General features: G+C 72.2%; 16 protein-coding genes. 12 read left to right on the top strand and 4 right to left on the bottom strand.

The window, feature by feature from the left end; translation table 11 throughout:
* The first annotated feature begins 213 nt into the window (after window positions 1-213).
* The 7 genes from ACFU7Y_RS19740 to ACFU7Y_RS19710 all read left to right on the top strand — a co-directional run bounded on the left by ACFU7Y_RS19740 (window position 214) and on the right by ACFU7Y_RS19710 (window position 8,763).
* Window positions 214-1,233 carry an N-acetylglucosamine kinase gene (locus ACFU7Y_RS19740; RefSeq protein ID WP_380769024.1) on the top strand — a complete coding sequence of 340 codons (1,020 nt, stop codon included), beginning with the start codon at window positions 214-216 and terminating at the stop codon, window positions 1,231-1,233.
* Between the two features lie 148 nt (window positions 1,234-1,381).
* The gene (locus tag ACFU7Y_RS19735) at window positions 1,382-1,969 is read left to right on the top strand and encodes a hypothetical protein (RefSeq protein WP_224282581.1); all 588 of its coding nucleotides are present in this window, start codon (window positions 1,382-1,384) and stop codon (window positions 1,967-1,969) included.
* Window positions 1,970-2,095: 126 nt separating this feature from the next.
* The gene (locus tag ACFU7Y_RS19730; RefSeq protein ID WP_380769022.1) at window positions 2,096-3,847 is read left to right on the top strand and encodes a nucleic acid/nucleotide deaminase domain-containing protein; all 1,752 of its coding nucleotides are present in this window, start codon (window positions 2,096-2,098) and stop codon (window positions 3,845-3,847) included.
* A 54-nt stretch (window positions 3,848-3,901) separates the two neighbouring features.
* On the top strand, window positions 3,902-4,480 hold the full coding sequence (locus tag ACFU7Y_RS19725; RefSeq protein ID WP_224282579.1) for an SUKH-4 family immunity protein: 579 nt from the start codon (window positions 3,902-3,904) through the stop codon (window positions 4,478-4,480).
* Between the two features lie 36 nt (window positions 4,481-4,516).
* Window positions 4,517-5,386 carry a nucleic acid/nucleotide deaminase domain-containing protein gene (locus ACFU7Y_RS19720; RefSeq protein ID WP_224282578.1) on the top strand — a complete coding sequence of 290 codons (870 nt, stop codon included), beginning with the start codon at window positions 4,517-4,519 and terminating at the stop codon, window positions 5,384-5,386.
* Between the two features lie 233 nt (window positions 5,387-5,619).
* Entirely contained in the window at window positions 5,620-7,224 is a 1,605-nt protein-coding gene (locus ACFU7Y_RS19715) for a hypothetical protein (RefSeq protein ID WP_224282577.1), read from the top strand.
* A 435-nt stretch (window positions 7,225-7,659) separates the two neighbouring features.
* The gene (locus ACFU7Y_RS19710; RefSeq protein WP_224282576.1) at window positions 7,660-8,763 is read left to right on the top strand and encodes a hypothetical protein; all 1,104 of its coding nucleotides are present in this window, start codon (window positions 7,660-7,662) and stop codon (window positions 8,761-8,763) included.
* Window positions 8,764-8,843: 80 nt separating this feature from the next.
* On the opposite strand, the gene ACFU7Y_RS19705 is transcribed toward ACFU7Y_RS19710, so the two are convergent.
* Together ACFU7Y_RS19705 and ACFU7Y_RS19700 are read right to left on the bottom strand one after the other, a co-directional pair.
* Entirely contained in the window at window positions 8,844-9,509 is a 666-nt protein-coding gene (locus ACFU7Y_RS19705; RefSeq protein WP_224282575.1) for a response regulator transcription factor, read from the bottom strand.
* Window positions 9,506-10,711, bottom strand: a complete 1,206-nt coding sequence (locus ACFU7Y_RS19700; RefSeq protein WP_224282574.1) for a sensor histidine kinase — start codon at window positions 10,709-10,711, stop codon at window positions 9,506-9,508. The genes ACFU7Y_RS19705 and ACFU7Y_RS19700 overlap by 4 nt, the downstream gene beginning before the upstream one ends.
* A gap of 133 nt (window positions 10,712-10,844) precedes the next feature.
* On the opposite strand from ACFU7Y_RS19700, the gene ACFU7Y_RS19695 reads away from it, so the two are divergent.
* Entirely contained in the window at window positions 10,845-11,756 is a 912-nt protein-coding gene (locus tag ACFU7Y_RS19695; protein ID WP_380769018.1) for an ABC transporter ATP-binding protein, read from the top strand.
* Window positions 11,753-12,598: an ABC transporter permease gene (locus tag ACFU7Y_RS19690; protein ID WP_380769016.1), complete on the top strand. Its 846-nt coding sequence runs from the start codon at window positions 11,753-11,755 to the stop codon at window positions 12,596-12,598. Before ACFU7Y_RS19695 ends, ACFU7Y_RS19690 begins: the two co-directional genes overlap by 4 nt.
* A gap of 9 nt (window positions 12,599-12,607) precedes the next feature.
* Here ACFU7Y_RS19690 and ACFU7Y_RS19685 read toward each other — a convergent pair whose 3' ends face one another.
* Complete coding sequence (locus ACFU7Y_RS19685) at window positions 12,608-13,171, bottom strand: DUF4291 domain-containing protein (protein ID WP_224284930.1); 564 nt, start codon at window positions 13,169-13,171, stop codon at window positions 12,608-12,610.
* A gap of 151 nt (window positions 13,172-13,322) precedes the next feature.
* Window positions 13,323-14,078, bottom strand: a complete 756-nt coding sequence (locus tag ACFU7Y_RS19680; protein WP_224284929.1) for a tyrosine-protein phosphatase — start codon at window positions 14,076-14,078, stop codon at window positions 13,323-13,325.
* 340 nt (window positions 14,079-14,418) lie between these two features.
* Between ACFU7Y_RS19680 and ACFU7Y_RS19675 the strand changes: the two genes are divergently transcribed.
* The 3 genes from ACFU7Y_RS19675 (at window position 14,419) to ACFU7Y_RS19665 (ending at window position 18,611) form a co-directional block, all read left to right on the top strand.
* Window positions 14,419-15,567, top strand: a complete 1,149-nt coding sequence (locus ACFU7Y_RS19675; protein ID WP_380769013.1) for a PucR family transcriptional regulator — start codon at window positions 14,419-14,421, stop codon at window positions 15,565-15,567.
* A gap of 215 nt (window positions 15,568-15,782) precedes the next feature.
* Window positions 15,783-16,511 carry an OB-fold-containig protein gene (locus ACFU7Y_RS19670; RefSeq protein WP_224284388.1) on the top strand — a complete coding sequence of 243 codons (729 nt, stop codon included), beginning with the start codon at window positions 15,783-15,785 and terminating at the stop codon, window positions 16,509-16,511.
* Window positions 16,512-16,580: 69 nt separating this feature from the next.
* On the top strand, window positions 16,581-18,611 hold the full coding sequence (locus ACFU7Y_RS19665; protein ID WP_224284389.1) for a flotillin family protein: 2,031 nt from the start codon (window positions 16,581-16,583) through the stop codon (window positions 18,609-18,611).
* Window positions 18,612-18,801 lie beyond the last annotated feature (190 nt).

Genomic DNA, 18,801 nt, shown 5'->3' with positions numbered 1-18,801 from the left:
CCCGGCGGCGCGCCCACACCCCCCCCCACCGGGCCGGGGCCTGCCCCGGCCCGACGGGCCCGCCCGGCGACCACCCCCGGGCCCGGGGCGGCCACGGCGAGGAGACCGTCCACCCCCGGCCGGGGACCCTTCGGCCGGGCTCCCCGGCCGGGACCACGGTCGGGCACCCGGCCGACGACCACGGTCCGGGCCACGTACGAGCGCTGGGACCTGATGATCCACCAACCCGAACCACTCCTGCCCGGCGTCCTCGCCATCGACGCGGGAAACTCCAAGACCGACGTCGCCCTGATCGGCACCGACGGCAGCATCCTCGGCACCGCCCGCGGCGGCGGCTTCGAGCCGCACAGGATCGGCGGCGCGGCGGCCGTCGCCGGCCTCGCCCCGCTGGTCGAGCAGGCCGCCGCGGCGGCCGGACACCCGTCCTGGAGCGGTGTGCTCACCAGCCACGTCAGCGCCTGCCTGGCCAACGCCGACCTGCCGGTCGAGGAGGAGTCGCTGCGCGCGGCGCTGGAGTCCCACCCCTGGGGGGCCAGCACCACCGTCGCCAACGACACCTTCGGCCTGCTGCGGGCCGGCACCGACGGCCCGCGCGGGGTCGCGGTGGTCTGCGGCGCCGGGATCAACTGCGTCGGCCTGCTGCCGGACGGCCGCACCGCCCGCTTCCCCGCCCTCGGCGAGCTCACCGGCGACTGGGGCGGCGGCTCGGGGCTCGCCGTCGCCAGCATGTGGCACGCCGTCCGCGCGGAGGACGGGCGCGGCGGTCCGACCGGGCTCGCCCGGGCCATCGCCGAGCACTTCGGCCTGCCCAGCGCCGGCGCCGTCGCCGAGGCCGTCCACCTGGGGCACCTGCCGAACGCACGACTGCACGAGATCGCCCGGGTGCTGTTCGCGGTCGCCGCCGAGGGCGACGGGGTGGCGCTGGAACTGATCGACCGCCAGGCCGACGAGATCGTCCGGCTCGCAGTGGTGGCGCTCGGACGCCTGGCGCTGCTGGACACCCCCACCCCGGTGGTGCTGGGCGGCGGCGTGCTCGCCTCCCGGCAGCCGCTGCTGCTGGACAACCTGACCGCCCGGCTCGCCGAGGCCGCGCCGCTGGCCGAGCCGCGGGTCGTCGTCGCGCCGCCGGTGCTGGGCGCGGCGCTGCTCGGCCTCGACCACCTGGCGGCGGGCGCGCAGGCGCAGGCCCGGCTGCGCGAGGCGTACGAGGCGGGCCGGCCGGTGGCGGTCTGACGCCCGCTCGACGGACCCCCTCCCCCGCCGGATCCGCACGTCCGTCGGGGGAGGGAACCGGCGCACGCCGGGGGCGGGAACCGCGGGCCGGGTCCCGGTCGTGTTAGGCAGGTACCGACAACTGCCGCCGCCCGGGGAGACTTGTGCCATGGCCACGCCCCGCATCCTCCTCGCCGCCGTCCTGCTGGCCTGCGGCACCGCCGCGCTCACCGGCTGCACGCCCGCCGACTCCCGCTCCACGGTGGCCGCCGCCTCCGCCGCCGCCGGCGCCGACGAGGGCGCGGACGACCTGCTGGACGACGATGACGACCTCTTCTACGAGGACGAGGAGCCCTACTCCCCCGTGACCGACCCGTCCGCCGGGCCGTCCGCCGGGCCGGAGTGCGCCACCCCCACCGGACGCCCCGGCCACGAGGTCTTCCTCGTCGTCTCCGCCGGCCCGGCCGAACTCACCGCCCAGCCCGCCCGCTTCAGCTGTGGCGCCGGCCGCTACGAGCCCGCCGGCAGCCCGGTCCACTACGGCTTCGCGGGGGCGGGCGTGACGGCGACCCTGGTCGACGTCCCGAACGACGACCCGGCCAGGACCGTCCCCCTCGACGAGCTGATCGCCCACCTCGACGACTGCCTGGCCGAGCGCGACCCGGCCGACCCGTACGGCTGCCACGGCAACGCCTACGACGTGGTGCTGGACTCCCACGGCCGGATCATGCGCATCGCCGAGGTCGAGGGCCCCTAGGGAGTGCCTTGCGGGGAAGGACCTCCGAACCCGCTGATCCGACAGAGCTGGGTGGGGCGATACAAATCTTTATGTCATATAATCATGCGTTAACTATTAGTTAGGTTGCAGTTCCGGGGGGAACGTATGGGCGTTGTACTGCCGACCTATCTGGACACTGCCCTGGACGTGATCGGCGTCTCCTGGCCGAACGTCGATGAAGACGACTACCGCCACATGGCCACGGAGTTGCGCGAGTTCTCCCACAGCCTGGAGACCGGCACCGGAGACCTCCACAACGCCCTCGTGAAGATGGTGGGGACCAACGAGGGGCCGGCCATCGAGGCGATGGAAACCCACTGGCGCAAGGTCAAGGACAACCACCTCAAGAAGCTGGTGGAGATCGGGCACCTGGCCGCCGACGGCCTGGACACCATCGCCGTGCTCATCGAGGGCGCCAAACTCGCCGCCATCGTCCAACTCGGCATACTCGCAGCCGAGATCGCGGCCGCGATAGCGGCGGCGCCGATTACCCTGGGCCTCTCCGCGCTGGAAGGCGTCGCCGGGCGACAGGTCTGCCGAGTCGCCGTCAAGCGCATCCTCAAGGAGGTGGAGCGGGCGGTCGTGGACCACATGACCGCCACGGTCCTGGGGCCGCTGGAGGACGCCCTCGGCGCAATGGCCGGCGACCTCGTCGTACAACTCGGGGCCAACGCCCTGGACCTCCAGCACGGGGTCGACCTCAAGCAGACCACGGCCGCCGGGGCCGCATCGATGCAGCTCAACTCGGCCGGCGGCGGGGGGAGCTCCGACGGCCCCGCGCCCGGCCAGATCAAGGTCGACCTGAACTCGTACAAGGAGCTCGACGGCGCGTTCTCCCAAGCGTCCACGCATTTCAACACGCACACCGCGGACAAACTCCACAAGGCCCGTCAGCACCAGAATCGGACTCGCGGCAAGGACGCCATAGCGAACGCGGCGAACGCCGTCGTGGACAAGACGATCGAGGGTATCAAGAAGGGGCTCTCGAAGGCCGGGCACCACGTCGGCGAGAACATGAAGAGCGGCGTCCAGCAGATGGCGAAGAGCCATGTCGAGCACGACGGAAAGACTGCCAAGCACTTCCACCAGATACACCGGCCGCAACCCGACCGTGACGCGCTCCGCGCCGGCCTCGGACCGACCCCGGTTTACCACATGAAGGACAACGGGGTCATCGAGCGGCTGACTCCGACCGGGCCCGCCAAGCTGACGGCAGATGATCGGAAGCTGCTCGGCGCCTCACTGAACCTGAACAGCCGCGACGCCGTTCCGCGACGCCCCGTGAACCCCAATAACCCGTATTCATGGGACCACGACAAGACCCCGAAGGAGGAGCGGCCCCGCAAGGAGTCCACGCTCATGGGGTTCTATGACGACGAGCTGTCCCGAGCCACACAGCTGGCCAGGCACGAGGCCAAGAAATCCCGCGGACCCCAGGGCAGCTACGGCAACTACGGCATCAAGGACGGAAAGCTCCAGTACACCAGCAACAACTACGCCTCACTCCGCGTCGAGAACGACGCCGGAAAGTTCATCCTGGTCGGGCGCAGTTTCCAGCCGATCCACTCGGAGAAGGTACTCGGAATCCCATTCCTCCAAAACGGCACCGGGGGTCACGTGAAGGATCTCTACACAGAACGAGAACCCTGTAGCGGCAGCAGCGACTGCAAGGCATGGGTTCCCAAATGGCTACCCCATGTCAACGTGTTCCACAGCGTCGAATTCGGGGCCTCCGAGGAGTCCATGGCCCGAGGAACCAAGGAGATGGAGGACCATCTCAACCGAATAATTCCCTACCCTCGCGCGAACAGTGACAATCCGCTGCATCTGGTCAAGCAGATTCACGGTCATCACTGACCCGGGCGGATACGGTAACATCGAGCCCTCCGCCGAAGACAGGGGAAAACCGATATGAGCCGGATCGATCGCAGCATGATGGAGTCCGTCTTCGAGGCCGAGGAACTGATCACCCTCGACGAGGACGCGCTCATGGCGATTCCGCACGAGCCGACCCGGGCATTCCTTCGCGACATCGGTCTCCCCGGCCAGTTCGACACCTGGCTGCAACTCGACGGGCCGCTTGCGGACGAGGGCGTGGTGACCATCGTGGACGCCGCCGGTGCGGCGGAGTTGGCTGCCAAGTACCCGGGCTTCGGTGTGGACACGTCCCGTTGGATGTCGATCGGCGCCATCGGCCTCGACAGCTTCGCACTCGACGTCGAGAACGGCACGATGTACTGCGTTCCCGAGAGCGGCGCCCAGCCCTGCGTCCTCAACAGCGGCATCGAGGCCTTCGCCTACTTCCTGTACGCGTTGGAGGTGGAACGGCCCAACTACGACCTTGAGGTGGCGGAGGGCCCCATCGTCGGCAACGCCGAGGACCGGCTCCAGGCGCTCATGGAGGAGGTGGACCCGGTGGCGCTGGCCAGCCCGGACTCGACCTGGTACCTCGTCCTCGAAAACGTCAAGCACCTGCTTGATTACAGGTAACCCGCCGAAAACCACCGAACGATCCAGGAGATTGACGTGACGCAGTCCGGCGACCGCCTCGTCCAGCGGTTCGGCGAAGCCGGCGTCCGCCGGTTCGACGCCGAGCAGACCGACCCGTTCACCGCGGAGCGACAGGCGCTGGAGAACATCAGCCGTCTCGTCCTGCCGCTCCAGGTGCTGCCGTACTTCCACACGGTGGCCGACGAACCGGCGTCCCTGAGCCGGTACGCGACCCTCATCGGGCGTCAGCTCGACCAGGAGTCCCAGCTCTCCTGGGCCCGCCTGGGTTCGGACCGCGCGTACGACCTCTGTGTCACCCCGGAAGGCACGGTCCGGGGCGCCATGCTCGGGTACGACGAGCCCGAGCGATTCGTCAACTCCACGCCCGAGGCCTTCGCCGAGGGGTTGCTCCAGCTGGACATCGCGCTGGAGGCGATCGGCGGCACGGACGATCCGGCTGTGGCCGGCGCCGCGCTGGACGGCCTGGAATCCGCCCTGCGGGCCGCCGACGGGCAGGCCCTCGCAGACCCTGAGCACTGGTGGTCGCTGGTACTGGAGGACATCCGGACCACCGCGAGCGTACTGTCCTATTCCTCCTTCGAGTTCGTCACCTCAGGCGGCGGGAAGCAGATCGTCACCGAGTCCAGCGCCCTCTGCGTGCACGCCGAGGAACGTGTCTGGTCCGCCATGTACGCTGCCGGCGTCGAGCCGGACCAGGTGACGCGGATCCACACCGAACTCCAGGCGTGCTTCATGCCGGGCCACTACTGCGCGTTCTGGCTGAAGCTGATGTTCCCGGACGCCGCTCTCACCCACAACGTGCCGTACGGCGACACCGCGGCCGAGCGGGCCGGCGGCCTCATCCGGCTCCAGGAGGCCCACGCCGCGACGGAAGAGCAGGCGTGACCGCTCCCAGCCCTGCCGCATGGCCTCCCTTGGAGGGGCCGACCGCCGAACTCGGGCTGCGGCTGCTGAGTTGGCTCTCCGATCCCCGGTCCAATCCACCGGTGGCCGTGGTTTCCGGGCCCAGGGGTTCCGGCAAGACGCGCTTGCTGGCGTGGCTGATGGCAGGATCGGACTCCAACCCCCACACGACGATCCATGCGGTCGGATTCGCCGGGGGACAGACGGCACGAACCTTGGCGTGGCAGCTCGGCCGACACCTGGGCTACGGCGCGCTGGAACCCGAGCCGCTCCTGGAACGGATCGCCGTCGATCCTCGGCCGCTCCGACTCCTGGTGACCGATCTGCACCTGGCCGGCTGCGTGCCGACCCACGTGGCCCAGGCCGCCCCGCAGCCGGTGATCACCGAGCTCGTGGCGCCGCTGCTGACGCTACCCCAGGTTCGTGCCGTCGTCGAGGTCGACGACCCACGGTTGCTCCGGTACGACCGGGCCCTGGAGTTGTCCCTCCCCTCTCGAACGCCCGTGAAACCGTCGCTCGCCTTCGGTCCGGTGCTGCCGGCGGATTCGCCCTGGGTGCCGCGGCCCCGAGCAGAGAACGTCCCTCCTGTCCTCGACGGGAAACCGACGGCCCCGCCCCCGGCGGGGCCGGGGGCGACCGAGCCCGTGCTCCCGCTGTTCCCCGCCGGCGCCGGCTGGCGCGCCGCTAGCAGCGAGGTGCGGGAGGGCGCGATCCGCCTCGCGTACAGATCCGGTATCGCCTACGAACTCCTGCGCGACCCCGGCTACTTGGCCTACGGCCCGATCCCGGCGATCACCGCCGCGTTGTCGGGCGAGGCCGCGCCCGCGGAGCTGTCCGCGGTGTGGAACGCAGCCGGCCCAGCGCTCTCCTCCGATGGCCTGCACGGTCCCGAACGGGCTTCGGTCGTCCGTCTCGCCGCGCTGGGACACGATGTCGAACTGGCGGAAGCAGCACGGCCCCTCACCGAGGGATCCCGGTGGAACGCCCTGTGGCACCGGCCCGGGGCGGCCGTCCCGGCAGTGGCGCCGCTCCCCGGGTCCTCGCACGGCGCCGGGACGGTCGTCACGGCGGACTCGCTGGGGCGTTGTACCGAGCGGGTGCTGTCGGACGGATCGGCGGTCCGCCGGCTGCCTACCCAGCAGCCTCTCGTTCCGACCGGTCTGGCCGCGCTCTCCCCGGACTTCGTACTCACTCTGGACGACTCGGGGACGCTCCGATCGACCCGCCTCGTCGATGGTTCGCCGCTACCGGCCACTGCGGACCGCTTGATGATCCACCACAACGCCCATGCGATCGACGGCTCCGTGGCAGCGGCATCGGCGATAGCCGCGCACCAAGGCCAGGTCGCCGTCGGTGACACACGGGGTCTGGTGAGCCTCTGGTCCCTCACCGATCACCTGGCGGGCCCACGGACCGTCCGCCTGCACGAGGTCGGGGTGACGGCCGTCGCCTGTCTCACCGTCGAGGCCGGCGTCACCACCACCCTGGTGGTGTCCGGAGGGCTCGACGGCACGATCCGCCTCTGGGACTCCACGAGCGGCGAGGTCATGCCGGGCGTCGTCGAACGTCGCCAGGCGATCCCCCTGGCGCTGGCGCTCGCGGACACCGACGCGGCGGGGCCGGTCCTGGCGACAGCCTGGTCCGATCTCCGACTTCACATCTGGCACCTGCGGCGCGCGCGGATGATCTCCGTTCCTCTGCTGTTCAGCCCCACGGGCATGGCGATCTCCTCGGACGGTGTCGTCATCGTGACAGGCCCTGCCGGGGCCGCAGCCGTTCGGATCGATCTCCTGAGCTCGTTCGAGACCGCCGAGGCGTAGCGACGGCCACTTCCGAGGGCGGTCGGCCCGGGACAGGTCAAGGCGCTGGGCTCCCGCTGGGGGAGGGCACGGGTGCGTACGGTCTGCGCAGGCTTCCGGGCTGCCTTCATACGGTGTAGAAGCGCCTCTCAACTGTTGACATTCGGCTGCGCTACGCGCATCGACCGCACGCCGACTGGGGGCTTTTGACGTTCGATACGTCCGCTGGGTCCTTCCTTGGGGCGGGTCTTACCTTTTCCGTCGTTGACCCGGTTTCGGCGGCTCTGCTTTGCTTCCGGCCGTCGGCGGTAACCGGCTCCCCATCCCCACGTCCCTGACCGTCCATGGCGGACCGTCAGTGGCTCCGCGCTGCCGTCGCCGCTCCTCCCCGTTTGTCCCCCACAGTGCCGCCGCGCCGTACCCGGGTGCGGTCGGCATCAGAGAGGAACCCTCACGATGGGCATCTCCCCCACCTCCCGTCGGATGCGGCTGCGCGCCCTGACCGGGCTCAGCGCCCTGGCCCTGGCCGCCGCCGGCTTCGCGGCCGCCCCGGTCGCCCAGGCCGCCCAGGACGACCGGCCGGCCGGCGAGTTCGCCGGGCAGCCCCACCCGTACCGGCACGGCGTGCACCCGACCAAGGAGAACGCCGGCCAGTCGGCCAAGCCCGCGAGCAACAACCTGAGGTACGGCGGCGGCGTGGACGGCATCGGCGTCACCACCGGCGCGCCGAAGGTCTACCTGATCTTCTGGGGCACCCAGTGGGGCACCCAGGGCACCAACTCCGCCGGCTACACCACGCTCTCCGGCGACCCGAAGGGCGAGGCCGTCCGGGCGCAGCAGCTGTTCAAGGGCCTCGGCACCAACAGCGAGACCTGGTCCGGCGTCATGACCCAGTACTGCGAGGGCGTCGCCACCGGCGCGACCAGCTGCCCGACCGGATCCACCCACGTCGGCTACCCGACCGGCGGCGCGCTGGCCGGCGTCTGGGTCGACGAGTCCGCCGCCGCGCCCAGCCAGGCCAGCGGCAACCAGCTGGCCGCCGAGGCCGTGAAGGCCGCCGGGCACTTCGGCAACACCACGGCCGCGTCCAACCGCAACGCGCAGTACGTGGTGCTGTCGCCGACCGGCACCCACCCGGACGGCTTCAACACCCCGAACGGCGGCTTCTGCGCCTGGCACGACTGGAACGGCGACACCACCCTGACCGGCGGCGCCGCCCCCTCCCCGTACGGTGACGTGGCGTTCACCAACGACCCGTACGTGACCGACATGGGCACCTCCTGCGGCCAGAACTACGTCAACAGCGGCAGCGCGGGCACCCTGGACGGCGTGACCATGGTGTACGGCCACGAGTACTCGGAGACCATCACCGACCAGAACCCGGCGGGCGGCTGGACCGACTCCACCGGGTACGAGAACGCCGACAAGTGCTCCTGGAACGGCGTCGGCGGGACGGGCGGCTCGCAGAACGTGGCGTTCGCGACGGGCACCTTCGCCATGCAGGGCACCTGGTCCAACGGTGTCAGCGGGTGCCAGATCTCGCACGCGATCGTCCACTGACGATCTGATCGCCGGAGCCCCGGGGTGGGCCGTGCGGGCCCGCCCCGGCGCTTCGCCATGTGCTCCCACGGCGTGTGTTCCTACGGTACGACCAGGCCGAACTCGTAGGCCTGGATGACCAGGTGGACCCGGTCGCGGGCGTCGAGTTTGGTGAACAGCCGGGCGACGTGGGCCTTGGCGGTGGCCACGCTGATGGTGAGCTCCGCGGCGATCTCGGCGTTGGACAGGCCCCTGCCGACCAGGGTGAGCACCTCGCGCTCGCGCTCGGTGACGGCCTCGGCGACGGGCCTGCGGGGCTGGGCGGGCCGGGCCGTTCCCTGCGGGCGGGCGGCGAACTCGCCGATCAGCCGGCGGGTGATGCCGGGGGCCAGCAGGGCGTCCCCGGCGGCGACCACCCGGATGCCGTCCAGGATGGTCTCCAGGGCGAGGTCCTTGACCAGGAAGCCGCTCGCCCCGGCCCGCAGCGCGCCGTACACGTAGTCGTCGTCGTCGAAGGTGGTGAGGACGAGGACGTGGGTGGGCAGGTCCGGGTCCGCGGTGATCCGGCGGGTGGCCTCGATGCCGTCCGTACCTGGCATCCGGATGTCCATCACGGCGACGTCGGGGCGCAGCCGGGTGACCAGCTCGACGGCCTCGGCGCCGTCGCCGGCCTCGCCGACCACCTCCAGGTCGGGGGCGTCGGCGATCAGTACGCGCAGGCCGGTGCGGATGAGCGGCTGGTCGTCGACCAGGACGACGCGGATCACGGTCCCACCTCCAGGGGGAGCTCGACGGGGGTCTGCTCGGGGAGCGGCAGGCGGGCGGCGACCAGGAATCCGCCCCCGGAGCGCGGGCCGGCGCTGAACTCGCCGTGCAGCAGGGCGACCCGCTCGCGCATGCCGGCCAGGCCGTAGCCGGTGCCGGGGGTGCCGGTCGCCGTTCCGGCGCCCAGGTCGACCACCGTGACGGCGAGCTCGTGCGGGCCGTACTCGACGGTGACGTGGCAGTCGCGGGTGCCGGAGTGCTTGACCACGTTGGTGACCGCCTCCTGGACGATCCGGTAGGCAGCGAGGTCCACCTCGGGCGGCAGGGTACGGGCTTCGCCGCGGCGGGTGAGCGCGACCCGCACCCCGGCGCCCGCCGCCTTCTTCACCAGCCGGTCCAACTCGCCCAGCCCCGGCACCACTTCGAGCGGCGCGGACTCCCCCTCGCCCTGCCGCAGCGCGCCCAGCATCCGGCGCAGGCCGGCCAGGGTCTCCCGGCTGGTGGCCTCGATCGCCTCCAGGGCGTGGCGGGTCTCGGCGGGCTGGGTGTCCATGACCCGGCTGCCCATGCCGGCCTGGATCGCGATGATGCCGATGTTGTGGGCCACCATGTCGTGCAACTCGCGGGCGATCCGCAGCCGTTCGGCGGTGATGGCCTGTTCGGAGGCCCGGCCGCGCAGCACCTCGGCGTGGGCGCGGCCCTGGTGGACGGTGTTGCCGACCAGCCAGGCGATCAGCACGGTCGCGGCGAAGCCGGCGTAGGCGAACGGGTTGACGGGGTAGTCGTTGACGGCGCCCCAGAGCATCAGCCCGGCGAGGGTGGCGAGCGGTAGCGCCAGGGCGCTCAGCGAGACCCGGCGGGAGCGGGTGGCCGCGCAGTAGCCGACCACCGCGTCGGCGATCAGGAACTGGAGCGGCGCGGTCTCCGGGACGCCCCACATCCCGAGCGCGAAGATGGCACCCGCCAGCGCCACCGCGATGGCCAGCAGCGGCAGCCGGACCAGCAGCGACGCGACCAGGGTGGTGACCACCGCGGTGACCACCAGCGGCATGTCCTCGGGGTTGCCGTGGTACTTGAACAGGTGCTGCAGCTCGTTCTCGCGCGTGAGGAAGCGGAACGCCACCAGGGCCGTCCAGAGCGCCCCCACCCACACGCCCGCGGGCAGACGCCTGAGCAGCGGCGGGCGGGGGTCGGCAGTGATCATGACGCGATGGTAGCCGCGGCCCGGACGGGGCACATTGGCCCGGGGGCGTAAGCCCCGGGGCCAGTGCGGTGGCCCGCGGTTGTGGCCCGCGGCCCGATGCCCGGGCCGGGCTCCGACCGGCAGCGTTGTCCCCGTGATCGAGATCGAACGACTGACCAAGCGCTACGGCGCCACCACGGCCGTCGACCGGCTGACCTTCACCGTCCGGCCGGGCGCCGTGACCGGCTTCCTCGGCCCCAACGGTGCCGGCAAGTCCACCACCCTGCGGATGATCCTGGGCCTCAACACCCCCACCGAAGGCACCGTCACCGTGGCCGGGGCGCCCTTCGCCGGCCGGCCGCGCGGCCTGCGGCACGTCGGAGCCCTGCTGGACGCGGGAGACGTGCACGGCGGGCGCAGCGCCCGGGCGCACCTGTCGGCGCTGGCCCGCAGCAACCGCATCCCGCTCGGGCGGGTGGACGAGGTCCTGGCGGAGGTCGGCCTCGGCAAGGCCGCCGGGCGGCGGATCGGCGGCTACTCGCTGGGCATGAAGCAGCGTCTGGGCATCGCCGGCGCGCTGCTCGGCGACCCGCCGGTGCTGCTCTTCGACGAGCCGCTGAACGGGCTGGACCCGGAGGGCGTGCTCTGGGTGCGCGGGCTGTTCCGGCGGCTCGCGGACGAGGGACGGACGGTGTTCGTCTCCAGCCACATGATGGCCGAGATGGAACACACCGCCGACCACCTGGTGGTGATCGGACGCGGCCGGCTGATCGCGGACCAGAGCCTCGCGGAGTTCTCGGCCCGCAACGCGGTCTCCTCGGTGGCCGTGCGGGCGCCCGAACTCGCCACGCTGGTCGAGGCCTTGCGCGCCGAGGGGGCCGACGTCGTCCTGCCGGAGGAGCAGTTCGGGATCGTCACCGGGATGCCAGCCGCGCGGATCGGTGAACTCGCCCTGCGGCACGGCGTGGTGCTGCACGAGCTGGCCGCCCGGACCGCGTCGCTGGAGTCGGCGTTCATGTCCCTGACCGCCGACAGTGTCGAGTACCTGGCTGGAGACGCCCGATGAGCACCGCGACCCTCGATCTCACCGCCGAGCCGGCGCCGCGATTCTTCGACCTGCTCGCCGCCGAGTGGATCAAACTGCGCTCGCTGCGCTCCACCTACTGGGTGCTGGCGCTGGCCTCGCTGGTGGCGATCGCGATCAACGTGAACGCCGTCCACACCGACCTGACGTACATCGACCACCCGCCGCCGCGGATGCCCGGCCAGCCGCCGTACACCTACGACCCGCTCTTCCACGGCCTCAACAACATCGCGAGCGACCTGATGGCGGTCGCGGCCGGCAGTCTCGGGGCGATCACCGTGTTCGGCGAGTACACCACCGGACTGATCCGCACCACCTTCGCCGCCGTGCCGGACCGCCGGGGCGTGATCGCGGCCAAGGTGCTGCTGATCGGCGGGATCACCGCGCTCGCCGGGATCGTGGTGTCGGCGGTCTCCTTCTTCACCATCAACGCGATGCTGGCCTCCCGGCACGTCGGGCTCTCCGTCACCGACGAGGGCTGCCTGCGGGCCGTGCTCGGCTACGCGGCGATCGTGCCGGTCTGCGCGCTGATCGGGATGGCGCTGGGCGCGCTGCTGCGGCACGCCACCGCCTCGATCGTGACGCTGGTGATGCTGATGTTCATCCTGCCCATGATGTTCGGCGGGGACCGCTACCGGTGGCTGAAGGAGATCGGCACCCACCTGCCGCTGGCCACCGTGCAGCGGCTCACCGTCAACCCCAACTCCTCGACCACGATGGGGAAGTACGCGCCGAGCGTGCTGGACTCGTGGATCACCATGGGCGTGTGGGGCGTGGCCGCGGTGGCGGTGACGGTGGTCGTGGTGCGGCGGCGGGACGTGTGACCCGCCTCCTCAGCCGAGGTCGAGCCGCCGCGCGGTCGCGGCGGGCAGCCGGTAGGGGCGCTCGGGCGGCAGCAGCCGCTGCGCCTTCGCCGTCTGCCCGCCCCGGACCAGCGCGGCGACCCGCTGCACCTGCGGGGTGAGGTCGGTGAGCTCGACGACCCACTCCTCGGCGAAGGTGCGGATCAGCGACCGGCCGATGCCCACCTGGATGCTGTAGTGGTTCAGCGCCGCCCCGCGCAGCGACCGCTCCGGATCCCACTGCACATGGACCTCGGCGCGGGCCACCTCGTCCGGGTGGGCGGTGGTCAGCACGGCGCGGGCGAGCGCCTCCTCCCAGCCCTCCCGGGTGATCCGCACCGCCAGCACCCTGGTCTGACCGGGCTTCTGCGCCCAGTTGCTGCGGTGCATCAGCCAGCGGAACGAGGGCTTGATCCACGTCATCCGGTGGAAGCCGAACGGCGCCACGAACCGGCCCGCCGCCAGGGCCGCGTCGGCGACGGCCGGCGGGTAGGCCTGGTAGAGCACGATCGTCCGGGTGTCGTGGTCGGCGCGGATCTCGCGCAGTGCGGTCATCTCGCGGCACCCCCTTCGACCCGGCACGCTGCCAGGCGGGGCGGTGCGGTGCAACGGGATTACCGGGCGTCGCCAGGGCGTGCCGGACAGGTCTCAGGGGGCGGTCTGCGCGCCGCTCGGCCCGTGCCCGGCCCCGCCACGGCGCCTCGGCTCAGGCCACGGCCGCCTTGGTGCGGAAGGCGCCGAGGGTCGCCGCCGGGACACCACAGCCGGGGAGGAAGGAGGCCGCGCCGCCGTGGTGGGTGTGGACCCGGTCGAGGAAGACCGACATGGCCTCGGCCGGGGCCTCCAGGAGGGGCGCCGGGATGGTGAGGTTGCGGCCCCGGGAGTCGGTGACGCGGGAGGTGGTGCGGTCGTTGAGGGCGGTGCGGTGGCGTTCGGCGAGGCCGGCGAAGATCTGCGGGAGGGCGTCGGCGGTGCGGGTGTAGTCGGCGACGATGCGCTCGGCGGGGACGCCGAGGAGGTCCAGCAGGAGGGCGATCAGCAGGCCGGTGCGGTCCTTGCCGGCGGCGCAGTGCAGCAGGACGGCGCCGGGGCGGACGGTGGCCTCGACGGCTGCGGCCACCGCCGCGGGCGCGGACTCGGCCAGCAGGACGTAGAAGTCGCCCAGGTCGGCGGCCGTGGCCATGGTGCCCATCCGGGCGGTGAGGGCCTCGGTGGCGGGGTTCACCGGGGCGGCGACGACGGCTATCCCGGCGGCTTCGACGGCGGCCCAGTCGGCGGGGTCGGTCTCGCGCGGGTCGCGCAGGTCCACGACGGTGCGGATGTCGCAGCCGCGCAGCTGGGCGACGGTGGCCTCGTCGGCGGCCGGGAACGGCTGGGCGGAGCGGTACAGCACACCGGGGCGGATCCGCCGGCCCTCGGGGTCGCCGAGGGCGGCGGCGTCGCGGAAGTTGACCAGGGACATGCGGGAGGCCTTTCGGTGGAGCCGCACCCGGGACGAGACGGGGACATCCGCAGGCGCGCGGAGAGACGTCTAGATGTGTAACCCCTCCGGGGCCCGCCGGGCAAGCCTCGATCGGTGCAGGCCTCGGCCGGTGCGGGCCTCGATCGGTGCTTGCCTCCGTCCCGCTCCCGTCGCCCGGCCGCGGCGCCCCGAGGGGCACGGCGACGGCGCGCCGGCGCCGTCCGTGCGGCGGCGGATCGACGGCAGCGGCGCACGCTCCGTCCCACGCGTCCGCGACCGGTGGCGCGGGGGCCGCCGCGGCGGTCCCCGCCGGGGGCGTCCCTGATAAATTCAGCGCCGAATGACCAGGCTGCACGGGGGTTGGCAGGACACGGTGACCGAGGAGATCGAGTACGACATACCCGCCGAGCTGGCCGAGGTCTACCTCGTGCTGCTCGCCGACGTCTCCCGCACCGGCCGGCTGCTGCGCCGCGACGAGCTGGAGCGCCTGCGCACACTCGGCGAGCACTGCGCCGAGGCCGGCTACGGGCTGCGCGAGGTGGTGTCGCACTGTCTGGCCGCGGCCCGGCGGGCCTGGCAGACCCTGCCCGGGACGACGGCCACGAGCAGCGTCACCGAGCTGCGCGGGATGGGCGACGCGGTGCTGGCCACCACCCACGCCGCACTGGCCGCGCTGGGCGAGGGCCACGAGCGGGCGCAGCGCCTCGCCGTCCGCCAGGAGGAGGCGGCCCGGCGGGAGTTCATCGACGACCTGCTGTTCGGCCGCAGCGACCTCGGGCTGCTCGCCGAGCGTGCGGAGCGGTTCGGGCTTCGGCTGGCGGGCGCGTACACGGTGGCGGTCGCGGTGGGCGACGAACCGTTCGCGGACGTGCATCCACTGGTGCACCGGGTGGAGCGGGAACTGGCCGGACGGTTCGGCGAGCGGGACGTGCTGCTGGCCAGCAAGGACGGTCGGCTGGTGTGCATCGCCCCGGACTCCGAGCGGGCCGTGCTGGAGGCCTTCGCCGAGCTGACACTGCGCCCCGGCCCCGGCTACCGTCCGGTGCGGCGGGTGGCCACCGGCCGCCGGCACTCGGGGCCGAGCGGGGTGCCACGCAGCTACGAGGAGGCGCTGGGCGCGCTGGACTACGCGCACCGGCTGGACCTGCCGGCCCAGCAGCTGCGGGCCGAGGAGCTGCTGGTCTTCCCCGTGCTGATGCGCGACCGGGCGGCCATGGCCGACCTGGTGCGCAGCGTGCTCGGCCCGCTGACCGAGGCACGCGGCGGCGCCCGTCCGCTGCTGGACACCATCGCCGTGCAGGCGGAGGCCGCGTACGTGAACGCGGAGGCGGCGCGCCGGCTGGGCCTGAGCGTGCGCACCCTGAGCTACCGGCTGGAGCGGATCAAGGCGCTCACCGGGTACGACCCGGCGGACGCGCTCCACCGCTTCACCCTGGAGACGGCGGCCATGGGGGCACGGCTGCTGAACTGGCCGGAGCAACCGCTGTAGTCCCGCGGCGCCAAACCTGCGGGGCACCGCTGCGACCGTCCGGCGGCCGTCCTGTTGCCGGGCTGTTGCAGTGTCACGCGGGCCGCATGTACCAGGGTGTCAAGAGGGCGTAAAAATTGCCGGATCCTGGCAATGTGCCGCGGGCCCCGGCGCTGCCATGATCTCCTCGGTGCCGAAGCGCGGCGCCGGCGGAAAGACGGGGGAGTGTGGCCGGGATGGGGGGATTCTTCGCGGCCGCGCTGGCCTTTCCGACGGCGCTGTTCAGCTTCGCGCTGGTGGTGGTGGTCGGGTACTGGTTGCTGATGCTGTTCGGCGGCCTGGTGCCCGGCGCCGTGCACGGGGGGCACGGCGGCGGGCACCACGTGGACGTCGGGCACGCGGGGCACCACCTGGGTGCCGGGCACGGGGGGCACGCCGGAGATCCGGGGCACGGCGGCGGGGGGCACGGCGGCGACGGGGGATCCGACCGGCACGGCGCCGGCCACCACACGGGCGTGCTGGACGCGCTGGGGCTGGGCGGGGTGCCCGTGACGGTGGCGGTGTCGCTGCTGGTCGCGCTCGCCTGGTTCGTCAGCCTGGCCGGCACCGTCCTCACCTCGGGGGCACCGGCGCGCGGCGGCGTGTTCGCCGTCGCGCTGGTCGCCTCCTGGGCGGGCACCCGGGCGCTCGTCCGGCCGCTGTCGCGGCTGTTCCCGCAGGACCGGCCGGCCACCCGGGGGGACTTCGTCGGCCGGGTCTGCGTGATCCGGACCGGCCGGGTGACGGCCGACTTCGGGCAGGCCGAGGTCACCGCGGAGGACGGCTCCACCGCGACCGTCCAGGTCCGCACGGCGGAGCCCGAACCGGGCCTGACGGCCGGACGGACCGCCCTGATCTTCGACTACGACGCCGAGGGCGAGCACTTCCTGGTGGCGCCCTTCGATCCGCCGTCCGAACTGACCTGACGATTCGTCACCTTCGTTCACCGCACTTCTCTTTCGCACCAACTCGCCATCTCGTCAAAGGACTCCGTGATGGACACCATCGCCGTGGGTTTCGGCGTGCTCGTCGCCGTCGTGCTGCTCATCCTGCTCGCCATGCTGCTGTTCGTGGGCCGCCTGTTCCAGAAGGTCGAGCAGGGCAAGGCACTGATCGTCTCCCGGACGAAGAAGGTGGACGTGACCTTCACCGGCGCGATCGTCCTCCCGGTGCTCCACAAGGCCGAGTTGATGGACATCACCGCGAAGACGGTGGAGATCCACCGGGCCGGCCGGGACGGTCTGATCTGCCGGGACAACATCCGCGCGGACATCCGGATCTCGTTCTTCGTCCGGGTGAACAAGACCGTCGAGGACGTCATCAAGGTCGCGCAGTCGATCGGCACCGCCCGGGCCAGCGACCCGCAGGCGATCCAGGAGTTCTTCGCCGTCAAGTTCGCCGAGGCGCTCAAGACCGTCGGCAAGCAGCTGGACTTCACCGACCTGTACACCCACCGGCACGAGTTCCGGGACCAGATCATCGCGGTCATCGGCACCGACCTCAACGGTTACACCCTTGAGGACGCGGCCATCGACCACCTGGAACAGACCCCGATGAGCCAGCTGGACGCCGACAACATCCTGGACGCCCAGGGCATCCGCAAGATCACCGAGCTGACCGCGATCGAGCACGTGCGCACCAACGAGTACCAGCGCACCGAGCAGAAGGAGATCACCCGGCAGAACGTGGACGCCCGGGAGGCCGTCCTGGAGCTGGAGCGCCGGCAGGCCGACGCCGAGATCCGCCAGCGCCGCGAGATCGAGACCCTGCGCGCCAAGGAGGACGCGGTGATCGCCCGGGTGCAGGAGGAGGAGCGGCTGAACGCCCAGACCGCGTTCCTGCGCACCGAGGAGCTGCTCGGGGTGCAGCGGGAGAACCAGGCCCGCGAGGTCGCGGTGGCGCAGAAGAACCGCGAACGGGTGATCGCGGTGGAGAACGAGCGGATCGAGAAGGACCGCCTGTTGGAGGTCGTCGGCCGCGAGCGGGAGACCCAGCTCGCCACGATCGCCAAGGAGAAGGAGGTCGAGTCCGCCAGGCGCGAGGTCGCCGACGTGGTCCGCGAGCGGGTCGCGGTGGACCGCACCGTCGCCGAGCAGGAGGAGGCCGTCAAGACGCTGCGCGCCACCGAGGAGGCCGAGCGGGTGCGCAAGGCCGTCGTGATCCAGGCCGAGGCCGAGGCGCAGGAGAAGCTGGTCAAGGACATCAAGGCCGCCGAGGCCGCCGAGCAGGCCGCCGCGCACAGGGCCCGCGAGGCGCTGGTGCTGGCCGAGGCCCGTCAGCAGGCCGCCGAGCTGGACGCGGCCGCCAAGATCCGGATGGCCGAGGGCATCCGGGCGGAGGCCGCCGCCGAGGGACTGGCCCGGGTCCAGGTCCGCGAGCAGGAGGCCGCGGCGGTGGAGAAGGTCGGCCGCGCCGAGGCCGCCGTCCAGGCCGAGAAGGCCAAGGCCGCCGCGCTGGAGATCGGCGGAAAGCTGAAGGCCGAGGCCGAGGGCCTGACCGAGAAGGCCGCGGCGATGGCCAAGCTGGACGAGGCCTCGCGCGGGCACGAGGAGTACCGCCTGCGGCTGGCCGCCGAGAAGGACGTCCGGCTGGCCGGGCTGGACACCCAGCGGCAGATCGCCGAGGCCCAGGCGGCGCTGGTCGCGGCCGGGTTGGAGAAGGCGAAGATCGACATCGTCGGCGGGGACTCGGTGTTCTTCGACAGGCTGGTGCAGTCGGTGTCGGCCGGCAAGAGCGTGGACGCCTTCGTCGGCCACTCACAGACCGCGCAGACCCTGGCCGGGCCCTGGCTGGACGGGCGGGCCAGCTTCACCGAGGACCTCACCAGGGTGCTCTCCTCGGTCTCCACGGCCGACGTACAGAACCTGACGGTGTCCGCGCTGCTGATGAAGCTGATCGGCTCGGGGGCGGGCGACCAGGCCGGCCAGCTGCGCCGACTGCTGGATTCGGCGCGGCAGCTGGGCGTCGCGGAGACCCCGATCGGGACGCTGGCCGGTGGCCTCGCCTCCGTGAACGGCTCCAAGTGACCCGCTGCCCGCCGAGCAACCGAGTCGACCGATTCAACTGAGCCAACTGAGTCAACTGAGTCAACTGAGGAACGTGACCGTGACCGTGGACGCCCTCGACGCCCGGCTCGACGCCGGAACCTACGAGGTCCTGCGCGACCGGCTCGCCCGAGCCGCCGCCGAACTCGCCGACCGGGCCCAGGCGTTGAAC

Origin of the sequence: Kitasatospora sp. NPDC057542 (genome assembly GCF_042801945.1) — a bacterium.
GTDB lineage: Bacteria > Actinomycetota > Actinomycetes > Streptomycetales > Streptomycetaceae > Kitasatospora.
This window is presented reverse-complemented; position numbering and strand designations above follow the sequence as displayed.

Coding starts and splice junctions, on each gene's coding strand:
- ACFU7Y_RS19685 (WP_224284930.1), bottom strand. CDS start 13,171: ATGACCGCACTGCGCGAGATCCGCGCCGACCACGACACCCGGACGATC.
- ACFU7Y_RS19675 (WP_380769013.1), top strand. CDS start 14,419: ATGACCAGGCTGCACGGGGGTTGGCAGGACACGGTGACCGAGGAGATC.
- ACFU7Y_RS19740 (WP_380769024.1), top strand. CDS start 214: ATGATCCACCAACCCGAACCACTCCTGCCCGGCGTCCTCGCCATCGAC.
- ACFU7Y_RS19700 (WP_224282574.1), bottom strand. CDS start 10,711: ATGATCACTGCCGACCCCCGCCCGCCGCTGCTCAGGCGTCTGCCCGCG.
- ACFU7Y_RS19730 (WP_380769022.1), top strand. CDS start 2,096: ATGGGCGTTGTACTGCCGACCTATCTGGACACTGCCCTGGACGTGATC.
- ACFU7Y_RS19735 (WP_224282581.1), top strand. CDS start 1,382: ATGGCCACGCCCCGCATCCTCCTCGCCGCCGTCCTGCTGGCCTGCGGC.
- ACFU7Y_RS19710 (WP_224282576.1), top strand. CDS start 7,660: ATGGGCATCTCCCCCACCTCCCGTCGGATGCGGCTGCGCGCCCTGACC.
- ACFU7Y_RS19680 (WP_224284929.1), bottom strand. CDS start 14,078: ATGTCCCTGGTCAACTTCCGCGACGCCGCCGCCCTCGGCGACCCCGAG.
- ACFU7Y_RS19670 (WP_224284388.1), top strand. CDS start 15,783: ATGGGGGGATTCTTCGCGGCCGCGCTGGCCTTTCCGACGGCGCTGTTC.
- ACFU7Y_RS19725 (WP_224282579.1), top strand. CDS start 3,902: ATGAGCCGGATCGATCGCAGCATGATGGAGTCCGTCTTCGAGGCCGAG.
- ACFU7Y_RS19665 (WP_224284389.1), top strand. CDS start 16,581: ATGGACACCATCGCCGTGGGTTTCGGCGTGCTCGTCGCCGTCGTGCTG.
- ACFU7Y_RS19690 (WP_380769016.1), top strand. CDS start 11,753: ATGAGCACCGCGACCCTCGATCTCACCGCCGAGCCGGCGCCGCGATTC.